Below are 15,672 nucleotides of genomic sequence, written 5' to 3' on the forward strand. Positions count from 1 at the left end.
ATCGCCGCCTTCGACGTGCGCACCCCCGGCCCCGACACCGCCGCGCGCGCGCTCTCGGGCGGCAACCTGCAGAAATTCGTGATCGGGCGCGAAGTGCTGCAACGCCCCGCCGTGCTGGCCGTGAACCAGCCCACCTGGGGCGTTGACGCCGCCGCCGCCGCGGCGATCCGCCAGGCGCTGCTCGACCTCGCGGCGGCCGGCACCGCGGTGATCTGCATCAGCCAGGATCTCGACGAGCTCATGGAAATCTCCGACCGCTTCGCCGCCCTGAACGAGGGCCGCCTGTCCGATATCCGCCCCGCGCGCGGCCTGACGGTCGACCAGATCGGCCTGATGATGGGCGGCGCGCACGGCATGGAGGTGGCCCATGGCTGATCCGTCATCCGCCGCCCCGGTACCCGCCGGGACACGACGCGCCCGGTTTCTTCTCGGCCGAAATACCCCGGGGGGGCCGCGCGGCACGCGCGGCGGGGGCAGCGCCCCCGGCACGGCCGAAGGCCGCGGCACATGCTGAAACTGGAAAAACGCCCCCAGCCGTCGCGCCTCTGGACGTGGCTGACACCGCTTCTGGCCGTCGCGGTCACCATGATCGCGGGCGGCGCGCTCTTCGCCGCGCTCGGCAAGAACCCGGCCACCGCCATCGCCACCATCTTCTGGGAGCCGCTCTTCGGCGAATACGCCTTCTACTACCGGCCGCAACTGCTGGTGAAGGGCGCGCCGCTCGTGCTCATCGCCATCGGCCTGTCGCTCGGGTTCCGGGCGGGAATCTGGAACATCGGGGCGGAAGGCCAGTACATCATCGGCGCCCTGAGCGGCGCCGCCGTCGGGCTGGCGCTCTATCCACTGGACAGCCCGCTCGTCTTTCCGCTGATGGTGCTGGCCGGCGCGGCGGGCGGCTGGGCATGGGCGATGATCCCCGCCCTGCTGAAGCTGCGTTTCGGCACCAACGAGATCCTCGTCTCGCTCATGCTCGTCTACGTCGCCGAGCAATTGCTGGCCGCCATGGCGCTCGGGCCGCTGAAAAACCCCGAGGGCATGGGCTTTCCAGGCTCGCGCAACCTGCAGCAATATCCCAGCGCGCATAACGCCGAACTGATCGCGGGGACCGGCATGCACTGGGGCGTGGCCGCCGCGCTGATCGCGGTGATCGCGGCGCATGTGCTGCTCACGCGCCACCTGCTGGGCTTTCACATCCGCCTTGCCGGACAGGCCCCCCGCGCCGCGCGTTTCGCCGGTGTCGCGCCCGGCAGGCTCATCGTGGTCTGCCTCGGCACGGCCGGGGCGCTGGCCGGGCTTGCGGGGATGTTCGAGGTCTCCGGGCCCGCCGGCCAGATCAGCATCGATTTCAACGTTGGCTACGGGTTCACCGCCATCATCGTCGCCTTCCTCGGGCGCCTGAACCCGCTCGGCATCCTCCTGGCGGGGCTCCTGATGGCGCTCACCTATATCGGCGGCGAGATCGCGCAGTCCAATCTCGGCCTGCCGGCCGCCGCGATCCAGGTATTCCAGGGGATGCTGCTGTTCTTCCTGCTGGCCGTCGACGTCCTGACCAACTACCGCATCCGGCACAAGACGGCGGAGGCCGCCTGATGACCCTGTCCTCGATCGACCCGACGCTGCTCCTGGCCTCGCTCATGGTGGCCGCCACCCCGATCCTGCTGGCCGCCATCGGCGAACTGGTGGTCGAGCGCGCGGGCGTTCTGAACCTCGGGGTGGAGGGGATGATGATCACCGGCGCGATCTGCGGCTTTGCCGCCGCCGTCGAAACCGGCTCGCCCGCCCTCGGCTTCGGGGCGGCCGCCGGCGGCGGGGCGCTGCTGGCGCTGCTCTTCGCCGGCCTCACCCAGCTGGCCCTCGCCAACCAGGTCGCCAGCGGGCTGGCGCTGACCCTGTTCGGGCTTGGCCTGTCCTCGCTGCTGGGACAGGGCTACGTCGGGATCAAGCCGCCGCCGGCACCCCGCGCCGATATCCCGGCGCTGGGGGACATCCCGTTCCTCGGCCCGGTGCTCTTCTCGCATGACGCGATGGTCTATATCGGGCTCGCGCTGGTGACCGTCATCTGGGCGATGCTGAAATACAGCCGCGCCGGGCTGATCCTGCGCGCGGTGGGCGAAAACCACGACGCGGCCCATGCGCTCGGGTACAAGGTGGTGCGCGTGCGCGTTCTGGCGATCCTTTTCGGCGGCGCCTGCGCGGGGCTGGGCGGGGCCTATATCAGCCTCGTGCGCGTGCCGCAGTGGACCGAAGGCATGACCGCCGGCGCCGGCTGGATCGCGCTGGCGCTCGTCGTCTTCGCCTCGTGGAAGGCCGGGCGCGTCCTGCTGGGCGCGTGGCTCTTCGGGGGCGTGTCCGTCCTTCAGCTCAACCTGCAGGCAGCCGGCTTCGCCATCCCCGTACAATACCTTTCCATGTCGCCCTACTTGATCACCATCCTCGTGCTGGTCATCATGTCGGCCGACCGCTCACGCGCGCCCGCCTCGCTGGGCCGCGTCTTCCATGCCTCGCAATGAACGAAAACCGGACCACCTGAGGGAGTTCCCATGAAACTGAAACACGTGCTGACATCCGCCGCGCTCGCGCTCGGCCTCGCCCCCCCGGCCGCCGCGCAGGACACGACGAAGGTCGGCTTCATCTATGTCGGGCCGATCGGCGACGGCGGCTGGACCTACGAACACGACAAGGCCCGCCTCGCCGTCGAGGCGGAATTCGGCGACGCCGTCGAGACCATCTACCAGGAAAGCGTGCCGGAAGGCGCCGACGCCGTGCGCGCCATCGAGCAGATGGCGCTCCAGGGCGCCGACCTGATCTTCACGACGTCCTTCGGCTTCATGGACCCGACCCTGACCGCGGCACAGAAGTTCAAGGACGTGAAGTTCGAGCACGCCACCGGCTACAAGACCGCGCCCAACGTGTCGACCTACTCGGCGCGGTTCTACGAGGGCCGCGCGATCCAGGGCCACATCGCCGGCAAGATGACCGGGTCCAACGTCATCGGCTACGTCGCCTCCTACCCCATCCCCGAGGTGATCCGCGGCATCAACGCCGCCTACATCCACGCCCGCAAGGTCAACCCGGACGTCGAGTTCAAGATCATCTGGGCCTACACCTGGTTCGACCCGGCCAAGGAGGCCGACGCCGCGACCGCGCTGATCGAACAGGGTGCCGACGTGATCCTCCAGCACACCGATTCCACCGCGCCGCAGGCCGCCGCCGAGAAGGCGGGCGACGTTGTGACCTTCGGACAGGCCTCGGACATGGCCGAGTACAAGCCGTTCCCGCGCGTCAGTTCCATCATCGACAACTGGGCGCCCTACTACATCGAGCGCACGCGCGACGTGATGGACGGCACGTGGGAAAGCCAGCAGGTCTGGCACGGCATCAAGGAGGGCATGGTCGAGATCGGCGAGATCACTCGGGCCGTCCCGGCGGAGATCCGCGACGAGGCGCTGGCGCTGAAAGAGGCGATGGCGGCGGGCGAGTACCACCCCTTCACCGGCCCGCTCAAGCGGCAGGACGGGTCCGACTGGCTGGCCGAGGGCGAAACGGCGGATGACGCCACGCTGCTGGGCATGGATTTCTATGTCGAGGGGCTGACGAGCGACATCCCGCAATGACAACGCCGGCGCCCTGCCGCGGCGGGGCGCCGCGCCGCCTGTCTTACGGAGGGGCGCTGCCCCTCTTGGCCTTCGGCCAATTCACCCCGGGGTATTGAGACCGAGAAGAAGCCCCGACCGCAGGAGGAAATCCCCCGTGTCCCATCGCCGCTTTCCGCCGCAGCTCGCCTCGACCGCCACGCCGGGCGAGGAGGGCCGGCTTCATGCGCCCGCCGCCGAGCGCAACGCCGCGCCCATCCTGGAGCTTCTGCGCCTGCACGCGCCCGAGCGGGGCCGCGCGCTGGAACTGGCGGCCGGGACGGGCCAGCACGCCGCGCATTTCGCCGCGGCGCTGCCCGGGCTCGACTGGCAACCGACCGAGATCGACGCCGAACGGAGGTCGAGCATCGACGCCTGGGCGGCAGCGGCGGGCCTGCCCAATCTGCGCGCGGCGATCGACCTGGACGTCACCGCGCCGGGATGGGGCGCGCACCATGCCGGGCAGTCGCTGGTGCTGCTGGTCAATCTGCTGCACCTTGTCAGCGCCATCGAGGCGCGGACCGTTGTCAGCGAAACCGCGCAGGCGCTGGCGCCCGGGGGCGTTTTCGTTCTCTACGGCCCGTTCCTGCGCGATGGCGAGGCGACATCGGAGGGCGACGCGGCCTTCGACGCCAGCCTCCGCGCGCAGGACCCCGCGATCGGGTACAAGGACGATTTCGAGGTGATCGACTGGCTGCACGCGGCGGGGCTCGAGCTTGCCGAGGTGGTCGAGATGCCGGCCAACAACCTTGCGCTTGTCGCACGGCGCCCGGGATGATCTGCATCAAGGACGGACGCGACAGCGCTGCTATGAGCTGTCGTGAACAGACAGCCGGGAGATCCGAAGATGAGCTGGACCGACACGCTCGATGGCACGCGTGGCCAACTGCGCAGCCTCAACAAATGCATTCCCGACACGGCCCGGGCCTTCGGCGCGCTCGGCAAGACGGTGAAGGATGGCGGCACGCTTGATTTCAAGGCCAAGGAGTATGTCGCCCTCGGCATCGCGGTGGCGACCAAATGCGAGGCCTGCATCGCCATTCACATCGAGACCCTGATCCGGTGCGGCGCCACCCGCGACGAGGTGGGCGATGTGCTGGCCATGTGCATCCAGATGGGCGGCGGCCCCTCGATGATGTACGCCGCCAAGGCGCTGGACTGCTACGACGAACTGTCCGCGGCGACCTGACGCCACCCGGCGCCACGCCGGTGGCGACGCGCCAAGCGGAAAGACAAACGCCCCCGGCGCCACGGCACCAGGGGCATCGGGCCGCGCGCGGGGCGCGGCTCAGCCGTCCGCGCGGATCGCCTTGTTCTCGGGGTCGTAGGGGCTGTCGCAGGTGACTTCCGCGTCCCACAACCGGTCGAGCATCCGGACCTGCAGCTTTTGCCCCGCGACGGCGCGGTCGGGGCTGACATAGCCCATGCCGATAGACTTGCCGAAGGCGACCGAGTAGCCCCCAGAGGTCAGCCGCCCGACCCGCGTGTCGCCGTCATAGAGCGCTTCAGAACCCCATGGGTCGGCATCCTCTGGCCCGTCGATCAGCACGGTCACGCATGTCGACCGCAGCCCCAGATCGTTCATCGCGTCCTTGCCCCGGAACGCCTTGGACTGGTCCACGAAGCGCGGCAGGTCGGCCTCGAGCGGGGTGGCGTCGCGGCCCAGCTCGTGCCCGAAGGCGCGGTAGCTCTTTTCCTGCCGCAGCCAGTTCTGCGCGCGGGCGCCGACCAGCTTGAGCCCGTGCTTGGCCCCGGCCTCCTCAAGCAGGTCGAAAAGGTAGTTCTGCATCTCCACGGGGTGGTGCAGCTCCCAGCCCAGCTCCCCGGTATAGGCCACGCGGATGGCGCGCACGGGGCACATGCCCAGCTCGATGTCGCGCATCGACAGCCACGGAAACCGCTTGTTGCCCAGCACCGTGTCGGGATCGGCGTCCTTCACGACCTCCTTGAGCACGTCGCGCGACTTGGGCCCGGCGATGGCGAACACGCCCCATTGCGTGGTCACGTCCTCCACCGCGATGTAGCCGAATTCCGCCGCCTTGTCCTCGGCCGCCTTGCGCAGGTAGTCGCCGTCGTAATCGGTCAGCGCCCCGGAAGACACGAGATAGTATTCATCCTCGGCCAGCCGCACGATGGTGTATTCCGTCCGCGTGGTGCCCTGTGGCGTCAGCGCGTAGGTCAGGTTGATGCGACCCACCTTGGGCAGCCTGTTGCAGGTGAACCAGTCGAGGAAGGCGGTCGCGCCCGGCCCCTTCACCGTGTGCTTGGTGAAGGCCGAGGCGTCGATCAGGCCCACGCCCTCGCGCACCGCCTTGGCCTCGTCATGGGCGTGCTGCCACCAGCCGCCGCGACGGAAACTGCGCGCGGCGTGATCGAAATCGGCCGGGGCATCCACGGGCCCGAAATAGTTCGGCCGCTCGAACCCGTTGACCACGCCGAACTGCGCGCCGCGCGCCTTCAGCCGGTCGTAACTGGGGGCCGTCCGCAGCGGGCGGCAGGCATCGCGCTCCTCGTCGGGGTGGTGCAGGATGTAGACATGGGCATAGGCCTCCTCGTTCTTGCGGGCGGCGTATTCCGTTGTCATCCAGTTGCCGAAACGCTTGGGGTCGAGCGAGGCCATGTCGATCTCGGCCTCGCCCTCGACCATCATCTGCGCCATGTAATGGCCGGTGCCGCCCGCGGCGGTGATCCCGAAGGAGAAGCCCTCGGCCAGCCACATGTTGCGCAGCCCCGGCGCCGGGCCCACCAGCGGGTTGCCGTCGGGCGTGTAGCAGATCGGACCGTTGTAATCGTCCTTGAGCCCCACCTCCTCGGAACTGGGCAGGCGATGGATCATGGACATGTATTCTTCCTCGATCCGTTCGAGGTCGAGCGGGAAGAGATCGGCGCGGAACGTGTCCGGCACGCCATACTTGAAACAGGCCGGCGCACCGTATTCATACGGCCCGAGGATCCAGCCGCCGCGCTCTTCGCGCACGTACCATTTCGCGTCCGCGTCACGCAGCACGGGATGCTCGGGATTGTCGTTGCGATACGCGACAAGCGCCGGATCGGCATCGGTGACGATGAACTGGTGCTCGACCGGGATGGCGGGCATCCTGATCCCCAGCAGGCGCGCGGTGCGCTGCGCGTGGTTGCCGGTGGCGGTGACGACGTGCTCGGCCGTCACGACCGTCTGCTCGTCGGACGGGACGAGGTTGCCACCCTGTTCGACCATCTTGGTCAGCGTGACCTTCCATTCGCTGCCGGTCCACTCGTAGGCGTCCGCCTGCCACTTGCGCTCGATGGTCACGCCGTGCTGGCGCGCGCCCTTGGCCATCGCCATGGTCACGTCGGCCGGGTTGATGTAGCCGTCCGTTGGGTGATAGATCGCCCCTTCGAGGTCCTCGGTGCGGACCAGCGGCCAGCGCTCCTTGATCTGTGCCGGCGTCATCCATTCGTACGGCACGCCCACGGTTTCGGCGGTGGACGCATAGAGCATGTACTCGTCCATGCGTTCCCGGCTCTGCGCCATGCGCAGGTTGCCCACCACGCTGAACCCGGCATTCAGGCCGGTTTCCTCCTCCAGCGTCTTGTAGAATTTCACCGAATAGTCGTGGATATGGCTCACAGCGTAGGACATGTTGAACAGCGGCAGCAGGCCGGCGGCGTGCCATGTCGACCCACTGGTCAGTTCGTCGCGCTCCAGCAGCATCACGTCATCCCACCCGGCCTTGGCCAGATGATAGGCAATCGAGGTGCCGATGGCGCCACCACCGACGATAAGGGCTTTGACATGGGTCTTCATGAGCGGCGACTCCTAGGATTTGATGTCGGCATCATTACCACCTGTGTTGGGTGGCGATGGGTTCAGCCGACTCAAGAATGCGCAAAACCGACGTCGTCGCACGATTGCAGCGCCCGCGTCCCGTGACCCGCCCGGACGCGTCTCAACTTTGGGTCAGACAAAGGGCCGGAAGAATGGCGAAGGCGGCGGCGCCGGCCGCCCCGTGATCGGCCGGAGGCCCGCCGGCGCGATACCGACGTGATACCAACGCGATGCAGCCCGCCCCGCGACGCCCCTATTCGCCGAACGCCACACCCTCGCGGCGGGGGTCGGCGCCGCCCTTCAGGGCCGCGCCCAGCGAGATCGCGTGCAGCCCCGAATTCAGAACACGCCGGTTCACCTCGTAGCCCATGTCGGCCAATGGCGCCGCCAGCGCCTCGGCCGCGCTGCCCGTCTCGACGTCGTAGACGCCGAAGCGATTGACCAGGTGAGGCAGGCTAACCGCTTGCTGTACGTCCATTTTCCAGTCGAGGTGGGCGATGATCGTCTTGGCCACGTAGCCGATGATCCGGCTACCGCCCGGGCTGCCGACCAGCAGCGCGGGGCGGCCGTCCTTCAGCACGATGGTCGGCGCCATGGACGAGCGCGGCCGCTTGCCCGGGGCCACCGCGTTGGCCACCGCGCGCCCGTCTTCATGGGATCGAAAGGAAAAGTCGGTAAGTTCGTTGTTCAACATGAATCCCCGCACCATCAAGCGCGATCCGAAGGCGTTCTCGATCGTCGTGGTCATCGACAGCGCGTTCCCGTGGGAATCGACGATCGATATGTGCGAGGTCGACGGGCGCTCGAAACTCCGTGATTGCCCCCAGTTCAGCGCATGATCAAAGGCCGGCGCGCCCGGCTGAACCTCCGGCAACGCGTCATCGCCGGCAAGGAGCTCGGCACGACGGGCAAGGTAATCCTTTTCGATCAACCCCTTGGTCGGAACCGGCACGAAATCGCTGTCAGCCATGTAACGGCCACGGTCGGCAAAGGCCAGCCGGCTCGCGTCCCCGATCAGGCGCCATGCCTCCGGGCTTTCGGGGCCGAGGCCGGGCAGGTCATGGTTTTCCAGAAGCCCGAGGATCTGCCCCACGGTCAGCCCGCCGGACGATGGCGGCCCCATGCCGCACACGTCGTGCCCGCGATAGTCAACGCAGACGGGCGCGCGCTCCTTGACGCGGTAAAGCGCCATGTCCGCCTCGCTCAATCGGCCCGGATTGCCCGGCGCGGTCCGGACCGTCCGAACGATGTCACGCGCGATGGCGCCCGTGTAAAAAGGGTCCACTCCCCGTTTTGCAAGCACCCGCAGCGTCGCCGCGTAATCCGGGTTGCGCAAAGTCTGCCCGACCTCGGGCAACTGTCCGTCAGCAAAGAAATAATCCCGTGTCGGTCCGAATCGCGTCAGCCGAACGGCGTCGAAGGCCACCATGCTCGCCAATCGCGGGCTAACCTCGAAACCGTCCTCGGCCAGCCCGATCGCATCGTCGAAAAGACCGGCCCAATCACGCCCTCCCCAGCGGTCATGCGCCGCTTTCATCATCGCGGGCGTGCCCGGCACTCCGACCGACCGGCCGCCCACCACTGCCTCGAAGAAATCCAGCGGCGCGCCCTCCGCGTTCAAGAAAAGGCGGGGCGTGGCCGCCATCGGCGCCGTCTCGCGCCCGTCAAGCGTGGTGAGCTGACCACTTTCGGCGTCGTACCACACGAGGAAAGCACCGCCCCCGAGCCCCGAACTCTGCGGCTCGACCAACCCCAGTACGGCCTGCACGGCCACCATCGCATCCGCCGCCGTGCCCCCGTCCGAAAGGATCCGCGCGCCCGCTTCCACGGCCAACGGGTTGGCGGCGGCCACCATCCAGTCCTGTGCCTCGAAGGGCTGGCCCGCCGTCTTGGCTTGCTGTGCCGGGACCAGCCATTGCGACGTCTGGGCATAGCCTGCGCCCGCAGGCTCGGGCGCGACAGCGTCGGCTGCCTGTTGCGCCATCGCGCCCCCGGCCATGCCGATCACGAACGCGCATGCATGTAGGATCCGTTTCATGATCGCTCCTCCTTTCCGGGTTCCAAGGCCTCCTCTGCGGCAAAGCGCAGTCGCACGGGGTCATAACATCGCGGGAACCACCTGATCGGGCGGCCGATGACCATCATCGAAAGTCTTGATGTTAATCAGAACCTTCTCGCCCATCTCGACGCGGCCCTCCACGGTGGCCGAGCCCATGTGCGGCAGCAACACGACGTTCTTCAGTTCCCGCAGCCTCGGGTTCACCTCCGCGCCGTGCTCGTAGACATCCAGCCCCGCCCCGGCGATGTCACCGGCTCGCAGCAGGCGGGTCAGCGCGTTCTCGTCGATCACCTCGCCGCGCGAGGTATTGACGACCACCGCCTCTGGCTTCATGAGCTTGAGCCGCCGTGCGTTCATCAGGTGAAAGGTCGACGGTGTGTGCGGGCAATTGACACTCAGCACATCCATACGCGCGGCCATCTGGTCCAGGCTTTCCCAGTAAGTCGCCCCGAGCTCCGCCTCGCTCTCTTCGCGCAGACGATGCCGGTTGTGATAATGTATCTGCATCCCGAAGGCAGAGGCGCGCCGCGCAACGGCCTGCCCGATACGCCCCAGCCCCAGAATGCCCAGACGCCGTCCGGCCAGACGCCCGCCCATGAGCGCGGTGGGCGCCCATCCCTGCCAGTCACCGCCCTGCATCAGCGCGATGCCCTCCGTCATGCGCCGGGTCACCGCAAGGATAAGCGCCATGGCCATGTCCGCCGTGTCATCGGCCGAAACGCCGGGCGTGTTCGAGACAAGAATGCCGTGCTGCCGGGCCGTGTGCACGTCGATGTGATCCACGCCCGCGCCGTAGTTCGCGATCAACTTGAGCCGATCTCCCGCTTGCGCGATCAGCGTTGCGTCGATCCTGTCGGTCAGGGTCGGCACCAGAACATCGGCCTCCTTCACCGCGCGGGCAAGGTCCTCTCGCGTCATTGGCTGGTCATCCTCGCGGAGCCTGACATCGAAAAGCTCGGAAAGGCGCTTCTCGACGGGCTCCGGCAAGCGTCGCGTAACGACAACACTCAACCGTGCAGATGGCATGCAGCCCCTCCTTCTCCTTCCAATCCCCACGCGTTGCTGCCAGACTGACGCAGGATGAGGTGGGGCACAAGAACCCTGTCGGAAACCAGAGCAGAAATCGGAACATCCGCATGAGACTGACCATACCCGCAGCGTTGGTCCTCGGCCTGCTGACCGCCGCGCCGTCGGGAGCGCAGGAACGCGGACCGGTCACGAACCTGCCGCTGCCGCGCTATGTCTCGATGAAGGCTGACGAAGCCAACGTCCGGCGCGGCCCGAGCATGACCCACCGGATCGACTGGATATTCCAGCGTCGAGACCTGCCGCTCAAGATAACCGCCGAGTACGGCCATTGGCGCCGTGTCCGGGACCGCGATGGCGCAAGCGGCTGGGTACATTATTCCCTTCTGTCCGGTGTCAGAACGGCGCTCGTCGAGGCCGACATGCTCGACCTGCGCAGAAACCCCGACGAGAACGCGATGGTCGTCGCGCGCTTCGAAATCGGCGTCGTCGCCCGGATCGAGACATGTACTCGAGACTGGTGCGAGATTTCGGCCGGCGGCTACGAAGGCTGGAGCCACAAGGAATCCCTCTGGGGCGTCGGAGCCGGTGAACTTCTGGATTGACAAAGCGCCGAGGGCCTCTCCGCCAACCGCGCCAAGCGTTGAAGAATTGCCAGCAGCCGCGGCAAATTTTTTTGGCGTCGCCCTTGCAACGGAAAAATCAACGGAGTAATTAACGCGGCACTGTTGGGGTGTAGCCAAGTGGTAAGGCAGCGGTTTTTGGTACCGTGTATCGCAGGTTCGAATCCTGCCACCCCAGCCAGCTCTCCTTTAAGTCACTGATAATAGTCGTTTTTCCGCGAAAGGCTTCGCGGAGTGACCCGTTGATCGCACAACTGCGACACACGGGGGGCCGCAGGCTCCCGGCGGCGCAAAGTTTTCCTCTTGGCGCGGCTCTGCAAAGGAGCTGACCATGGGAGTGATGACACATGTGACCCGCCGCGGCGCCAGCTACATCTGGCGCCGCCGCCTCCGGAGACGGGCGCTTGCGGTCGAGGGTGACGGGTTATCCACAAAAAAGAGCGGCGCGATCGTCCAAGTTTCCCTGGGAACGCGGGACTTGTCCACAGCCGCGCGCCGGGCACCGCTTGTATCAGCCGCCTTCGACGACATGATCGAGGGTATGACATATACGACCCTCACCCGCGCGCATCTGAGACAGTATCTCGAGTCGGTGGTCCAGGCCGAAGTCGCCCGGATCGAAGACGCGCGCCTGCACGAAGCGCCGCCCGCGTCCAGCCGCGAGTGGCGCGCGCGCTGGATGCGCGACCGGGCCGAGGCTTACGCCCTGCGACTCTTGTCAAGCCGCGGCCCCGGGGCCGAGCTGTTACCCGAGGACATGGACCATCTGCGCGACGCGGGGTTCCAGCCGCGCGACATGGCCATGTTCGCCGAGGCGCTCTATACCTTCAGTACCACTTATTATCGCGACAAGACACATTCGGCACCGGAGCCGGCCGACGTGGTCGACCACGCGCCAACTGCTGCGTTGGACGAAATGCTCTACACCCGCGAAGCGCTCAAGGGGGCGGCGGTCGCAAGGGAACAGCTGGACCGTCGAAAGGCGGAACTCGAAGACCCGATCGGGACCGTTGGTTCGGGCGCGGACACGCATGTAGGGCGGGCGGAGGCAAACGAGAGCGCGTCTGCCGCAGCCAGCCGATATTCTCCCGAAATCCGGGAAATCGTCGACCGCATGGACGACCATGACAGGCGTGCGGCTGAAAAAGAAGGCAAGGACCAGAAGACCACCGAGGCCGCTCTGCGCCAGCGGCGGCGGGTCCTGGAGCAGTTCACAGAGGCCGTCGGCAAGACCCGCATAACCGCCCTGAAGACCGAGGACCTGGCGCATTACATCGCCTGCCTTGCGCGTTTGCCGGTAAGCTACAACAAGAGCCCTGCCGACAGGGCACTGACCTTGCAACAGCACATGGAGCGGGGCGATGACCTGCCTGGTGACGCAGTCGGCCTGAGCGGCAATACCGTTAACCGCAACCTGACCTTCCTGTCCACCTTGCTGAACCACGCAAAAAAGGAAGGACTGCACCCGTCAGAGCCGCTCGACGTCGGGCTTTATCGCACAAAGCAGAAGAAGCTTGCCCGCGACCAGCGGCCGAGTTTCACGCCCGAGGATGTGTCGCGGATCTTTCAGCACCCGACATGGCACGGGCGGCAAAGCGCTGCCCGGCCGCACACGGCGGGCGACGAGATCGTCAAGGACGCCCTGTACTGGGTTCCTCTTGTCGCCGCGTATTCGGGGCTGCGGCTGGAGGAAATTTGCGGGCTTCGGCTGGAGGATGTCGTCCTGCGATGCGAGCACCCGTATCTCGATATCCGGCCAAACGCGAACCGGGGCTTGAAGAACACACAGTCGCGGCGGCTGGTGCCCCTTCACCAAGACCTGATCGACCTCGGGTTTCCGGACTATTGCACGAGGCTGCGAGCAGCTGGTGATGTGGATGTTTTCCCGGACTTGAAGCCGGGCACACCAACCAACGCATTCGGTGATACCCTCCATCATAGTTGGCACGAACTCCTGAAGCGCCAGATCGGTCCGGACACCGGCGGCAAGGTCTTTCACAGCTTTCGTCACTACGTCATCAGCCAGCTGAAGCGGTCCGGTGTCGGGATCGACATCATCCAGGACCTCGTCGGTCATCTGCACGGGAATGTGACCGAGGACAGATATGCAGACCGGACTGATCTGGCGCTTCTGGCCGAGGCCGTGAACCAGTTACCGCGCGTCCTTTGACGTTTTCCCGGACAGCCCGGTGTCGGGAACGAATTTCCAAAGGAAAGCGGGCCGGGGACACAGATCCCCGGCCCGCACCGCGCCTTGGGCGCGGTTTCAATGAAACAGAAGACTATGATGTCTTGAGAACGTTTTGTCCGAGATTTGTCCGGACAGACGACGACCTCGGCCACGTGGGACCGAGACTCTTTGCAGGATTACATCTGCGTCTCGGAGGCGGCTGCGGCCGCATCGCACTGCGCACAGGTGCGGACGTCGGCTAAGAGGCGGTTCAGCCCTTCGGCGTCCAGGTCACGCGCGTCGATGAGCGCGCGAGCGATGCGCTCGAGGTCGGCGCTGTGTGCCTCCAGATCGCGGCGCGCGGCATTTTCAGCATCATGCAGGCGATCCCGGACAAGGTGGCACAGGCGCTCCGGCATGAGGCGGGACGCGATGTCCGACGGCTGCCAGACCAGATCCTGACCCAGCCCGTGCTGGACTTCCGCCTTGACCGACAGATCGGTCGCCAGCGCAAGGTCGCTCGCCGGCCCGCCACCCGCACCGTTGCTGACCGTGCCGAGCATGATCTGCTCAGCCGTCCGACCGGCGAGCAGGGTCGGGATCATCGCCGCGACCGTGTCCGGAGTAAGAAGGCGAGGCATCGGGCGCTGGACTTCGCCGCCATGTGGCATGAGCCGGGCGCCGTGGGCGGCGGGCAGTCCGGTCAGGTGTCCGATCAGGACGTGTCCGGCTTCGTGGACTGCCATCCGAAACAGAAGGTCCGGGTCGGGCGGGCGGGCGACTGCTTTCGCCGCGGCCAGCAGGTGGTATGCACCAAGAGGCGCGCGGGCACGCCGGGCCCGGGTCGCCGCGTCGCGCAGGATCGCCGCGACCTGCGCGCCCGTCATTCCCATGAGCTGATCGCCAAGACGGTCAAGGACTGTACCCGTCGCCACATCTGCGGGGAGCTCGGCGCTCAACATCGACCGCACCCCGGACCGGTCCAGCGGCCCAAGCGTCAGATGCCGGTCAAACCGGCCTGCGCGAATGACTGCAGGGTCGACCTTGTCCGGGTAGTTCGTTGCGGCGATGACGATGACCCCCGGCGTCCGGTTCAGCCGGTCCAAAAGCGTCAAAAGTCCATTCACAACGCCGAGAATATAACCGTTCACCGACTGTGATCTCGCGTAGAATGAGTCAATTTCATCGATGAAAAATACCGATGGCGCGTTCGCGATCGCCTCATCACCCGCGGCGTAGAGCGCTTTGAGCATATCTCCCTGGTGTCCCTGGCGTTGACACTCCGCGTAGCCAGTTTTCACGAAATGTACCTTGGCCGATCCGGCCACTGCTTTCGCAAGGTACGATTTACCGGTCCCGGGCGGCCCGCTCAATAAAAAAGAGGACGTGACCGCGGACCATGCGACCTCGCCGGTCCGCCAGTCATCCAAATCCCGGGTCATCTGCACGAAGAAATCGATTGCCTGTGGTTGACCATGGATGTCGTTCAACGTGACCCCATGGCCTGCCCCTTCCATTTCCTTGACACGGTCAAGCGCCGACAGCGCGGTGTCCGGACAGGCCGCGGCAAGGATGGACGCGAGCTTCAACTCGCCCATGTCGGGCAGTGGCGATGGAACGTTTACCTCCGCGTCATGACAAATCGAAAGGACCGCCGAGAGCATCTCGGCGCTCACCTCCGGACAAATGATATCGTGCACGACAGCGGGTAGAAGCTCCGGCGGGACGGTTGCCGCAGTGTTGGCGATCAGTACCGCGCCGCGGCCCTTCAGCAATGCGCGGCACACATTCGTTTCGAGCTGGCGCAGGTCCAGCTTGTTCGCCGATCCCGGCATTTGCCGCACTTCGACACGGTCTGCCCGCGTCAGCTCTTCGATCTGGCCGTGCAGCCGCGCGCAGTCCCGCTCCCGCGCGGCCCGCAACACGATAATCGTGCCCGGCTCCGGACACGGACCGCCGGGCGCGAATTCACATTCGACCGCGGCAATCCGCAGCGCCATGAGCGCATCGAGCGCCTTATCGGGTGTCCGGGGCTCAGGGCGCGCGCCCAGCTGGGGGTCGTCTAGGTCGACACCGTCGAGGACGTCGTCGATCGCGTCGGTGTTGGTCTTGTTTGGCACCAGCAAGAGGTCACGAGCCCGGTCAAGGCCGGGCAGATCAGGGCGAGGGTGACCTGCCACTGAAGTTTCATCCAGCCGGAACCGGAGCCCTTTGGGGTGATACGCCGATTGGCGCAGGTGGAGCAACCGACATCAGCGCGGAGCTTTCAGATGGCGCAGCGCGGGTGTCGGTTGCGGTGGTGAGATGTTCGGCAAATGCTTTTGGTGTCTGATAGCCAAGCGCCGAATGTGGTC

11 protein-coding genes, 1 tRNA gene and 2 pseudogenes are annotated in these 15,672 nt (G+C 66.5%); 9 read left to right on the plus strand and 5 right to left on the minus strand.

Translation table 11 applies throughout. The annotated features are described in order from the left end of the window. From ACH107_RS22905 to ACH107_RS22930, 6 genes and pseudogenes are all read left to right on the plus strand, one after another. Positions 1 to 375 (plus strand): annotated as a pseudogene (locus ACH107_RS22905) (ABC transporter ATP-binding protein); the annotation flags it as partial. Positions 376 to 507: 132 nt separating this feature from the next. Then, positions 508 to 1,590, plus strand: a complete 1,083-nt coding sequence (locus tag ACH107_RS22910; RefSeq protein WP_412507792.1) for an ABC transporter permease — start codon at positions 508 to 510, stop codon at positions 1,588 to 1,590. Further along, positions 1,590 to 2,510, plus strand: a complete 921-nt coding sequence (locus tag ACH107_RS22915) for an ABC transporter permease (protein ID WP_412507793.1) — start codon at positions 1,590 to 1,592, stop codon at positions 2,508 to 2,510. The genes ACH107_RS22910 and ACH107_RS22915 overlap by 1 nt, the downstream gene beginning before the upstream one ends. Positions 2,511 to 2,540: 30 nt before the next feature. After that, positions 2,541 to 3,614 (plus strand): BMP family ABC transporter substrate-binding protein, encoded by a 1,074-nt coding sequence (locus tag ACH107_RS22920; protein WP_412507794.1) that lies wholly within the window; start codon positions 2,541 to 2,543, stop codon positions 3,612 to 3,614. A gap of 136 nt (positions 3,615 to 3,750) precedes the next feature. After that, positions 3,751 to 4,410 carry a DUF938 domain-containing protein gene (locus ACH107_RS22925; RefSeq protein WP_412507795.1) on the plus strand — a complete coding sequence of 220 codons (660 nt, stop codon included), beginning with the start codon at positions 3,751 to 3,753 and terminating at the stop codon, positions 4,408 to 4,410. A gap of 69 nt (positions 4,411 to 4,479) precedes the next feature. Then, on the plus strand, positions 4,480 to 4,821 hold the full coding sequence (locus ACH107_RS22930; RefSeq protein ID WP_412507796.1) for a carboxymuconolactone decarboxylase family protein: 342 nt from the start codon (positions 4,480 to 4,482) through the stop codon (positions 4,819 to 4,821). A gap of 99 nt (positions 4,822 to 4,920) precedes the next feature. Here ACH107_RS22930 and ACH107_RS22935 read toward each other — a convergent pair whose 3' ends face one another. From ACH107_RS22935 to ACH107_RS22945, 3 genes are all read right to left on the minus strand, one after another. Further along, positions 4,921 to 7,419 (minus strand): GcvT family protein, encoded by a 2,499-nt coding sequence (locus tag ACH107_RS22935; protein ID WP_412507797.1) that lies wholly within the window; start codon positions 7,417 to 7,419, stop codon positions 4,921 to 4,923. Positions 7,420 to 7,693: 274 nt separating this feature from the next. Next, complete coding sequence (ggt, locus tag ACH107_RS22940; protein WP_412507798.1) at positions 7,694 to 9,478, minus strand: gamma-glutamyltransferase; 1,785 nt, start codon at positions 9,476 to 9,478, stop codon at positions 7,694 to 7,696. Between the two features lie 60 nt (positions 9,479 to 9,538). Then, a complete protein-coding gene (locus ACH107_RS22945) occupies positions 9,539 to 10,525 on the minus strand; it encodes a 2-hydroxyacid dehydrogenase (protein WP_412507799.1) in 987 nt (328 codons plus the stop codon). A gap of 110 nt (positions 10,526 to 10,635) precedes the next feature. Between ACH107_RS22945 and ACH107_RS22950 the strand changes: the two genes are divergently transcribed. The 3 genes from ACH107_RS22950 (at position 10,636) to ACH107_RS22960 (ending at position 13,318) form a co-directional block, all read left to right on the plus strand. After that, entirely contained in the window at positions 10,636 to 11,130 is a 495-nt protein-coding gene (locus tag ACH107_RS22950; RefSeq protein WP_412507800.1) for an SH3 domain-containing protein, read from the plus strand. Between the two features lie 124 nt (positions 11,131 to 11,254). Then, positions 11,255 to 11,329 (plus strand) — tRNA-Gln (locus ACH107_RS22955). 360 nt (positions 11,330 to 11,689) lie between these two features. Further along, positions 11,690 to 13,318, plus strand: coding sequence for a site-specific integrase (locus ACH107_RS22960; protein ID WP_412507801.1), 1,629 nt, complete (start codon positions 11,690 to 11,692; stop codon positions 13,316 to 13,318). 197 nt (positions 13,319 to 13,515) lie between these two features. On the opposite strand, the gene ACH107_RS22965 is transcribed toward ACH107_RS22960, so the two are convergent. Then, positions 13,516 to 15,438, minus strand: a complete 1,923-nt coding sequence (locus ACH107_RS22965) for an AAA family ATPase (protein WP_412507802.1) — start codon at positions 15,436 to 15,438, stop codon at positions 13,516 to 13,518. A 67-nt stretch (positions 15,439 to 15,505) separates the two neighbouring features. Next, positions 15,506 to 15,672, minus strand: a pseudogene (locus tag ACH107_RS22970) (IS3 family transposase); the annotation flags it as partial.

The sequence above is a fragment of the Roseovarius halophilus (ex Wu et al. 2025) genome, assembly GCF_047086965.1.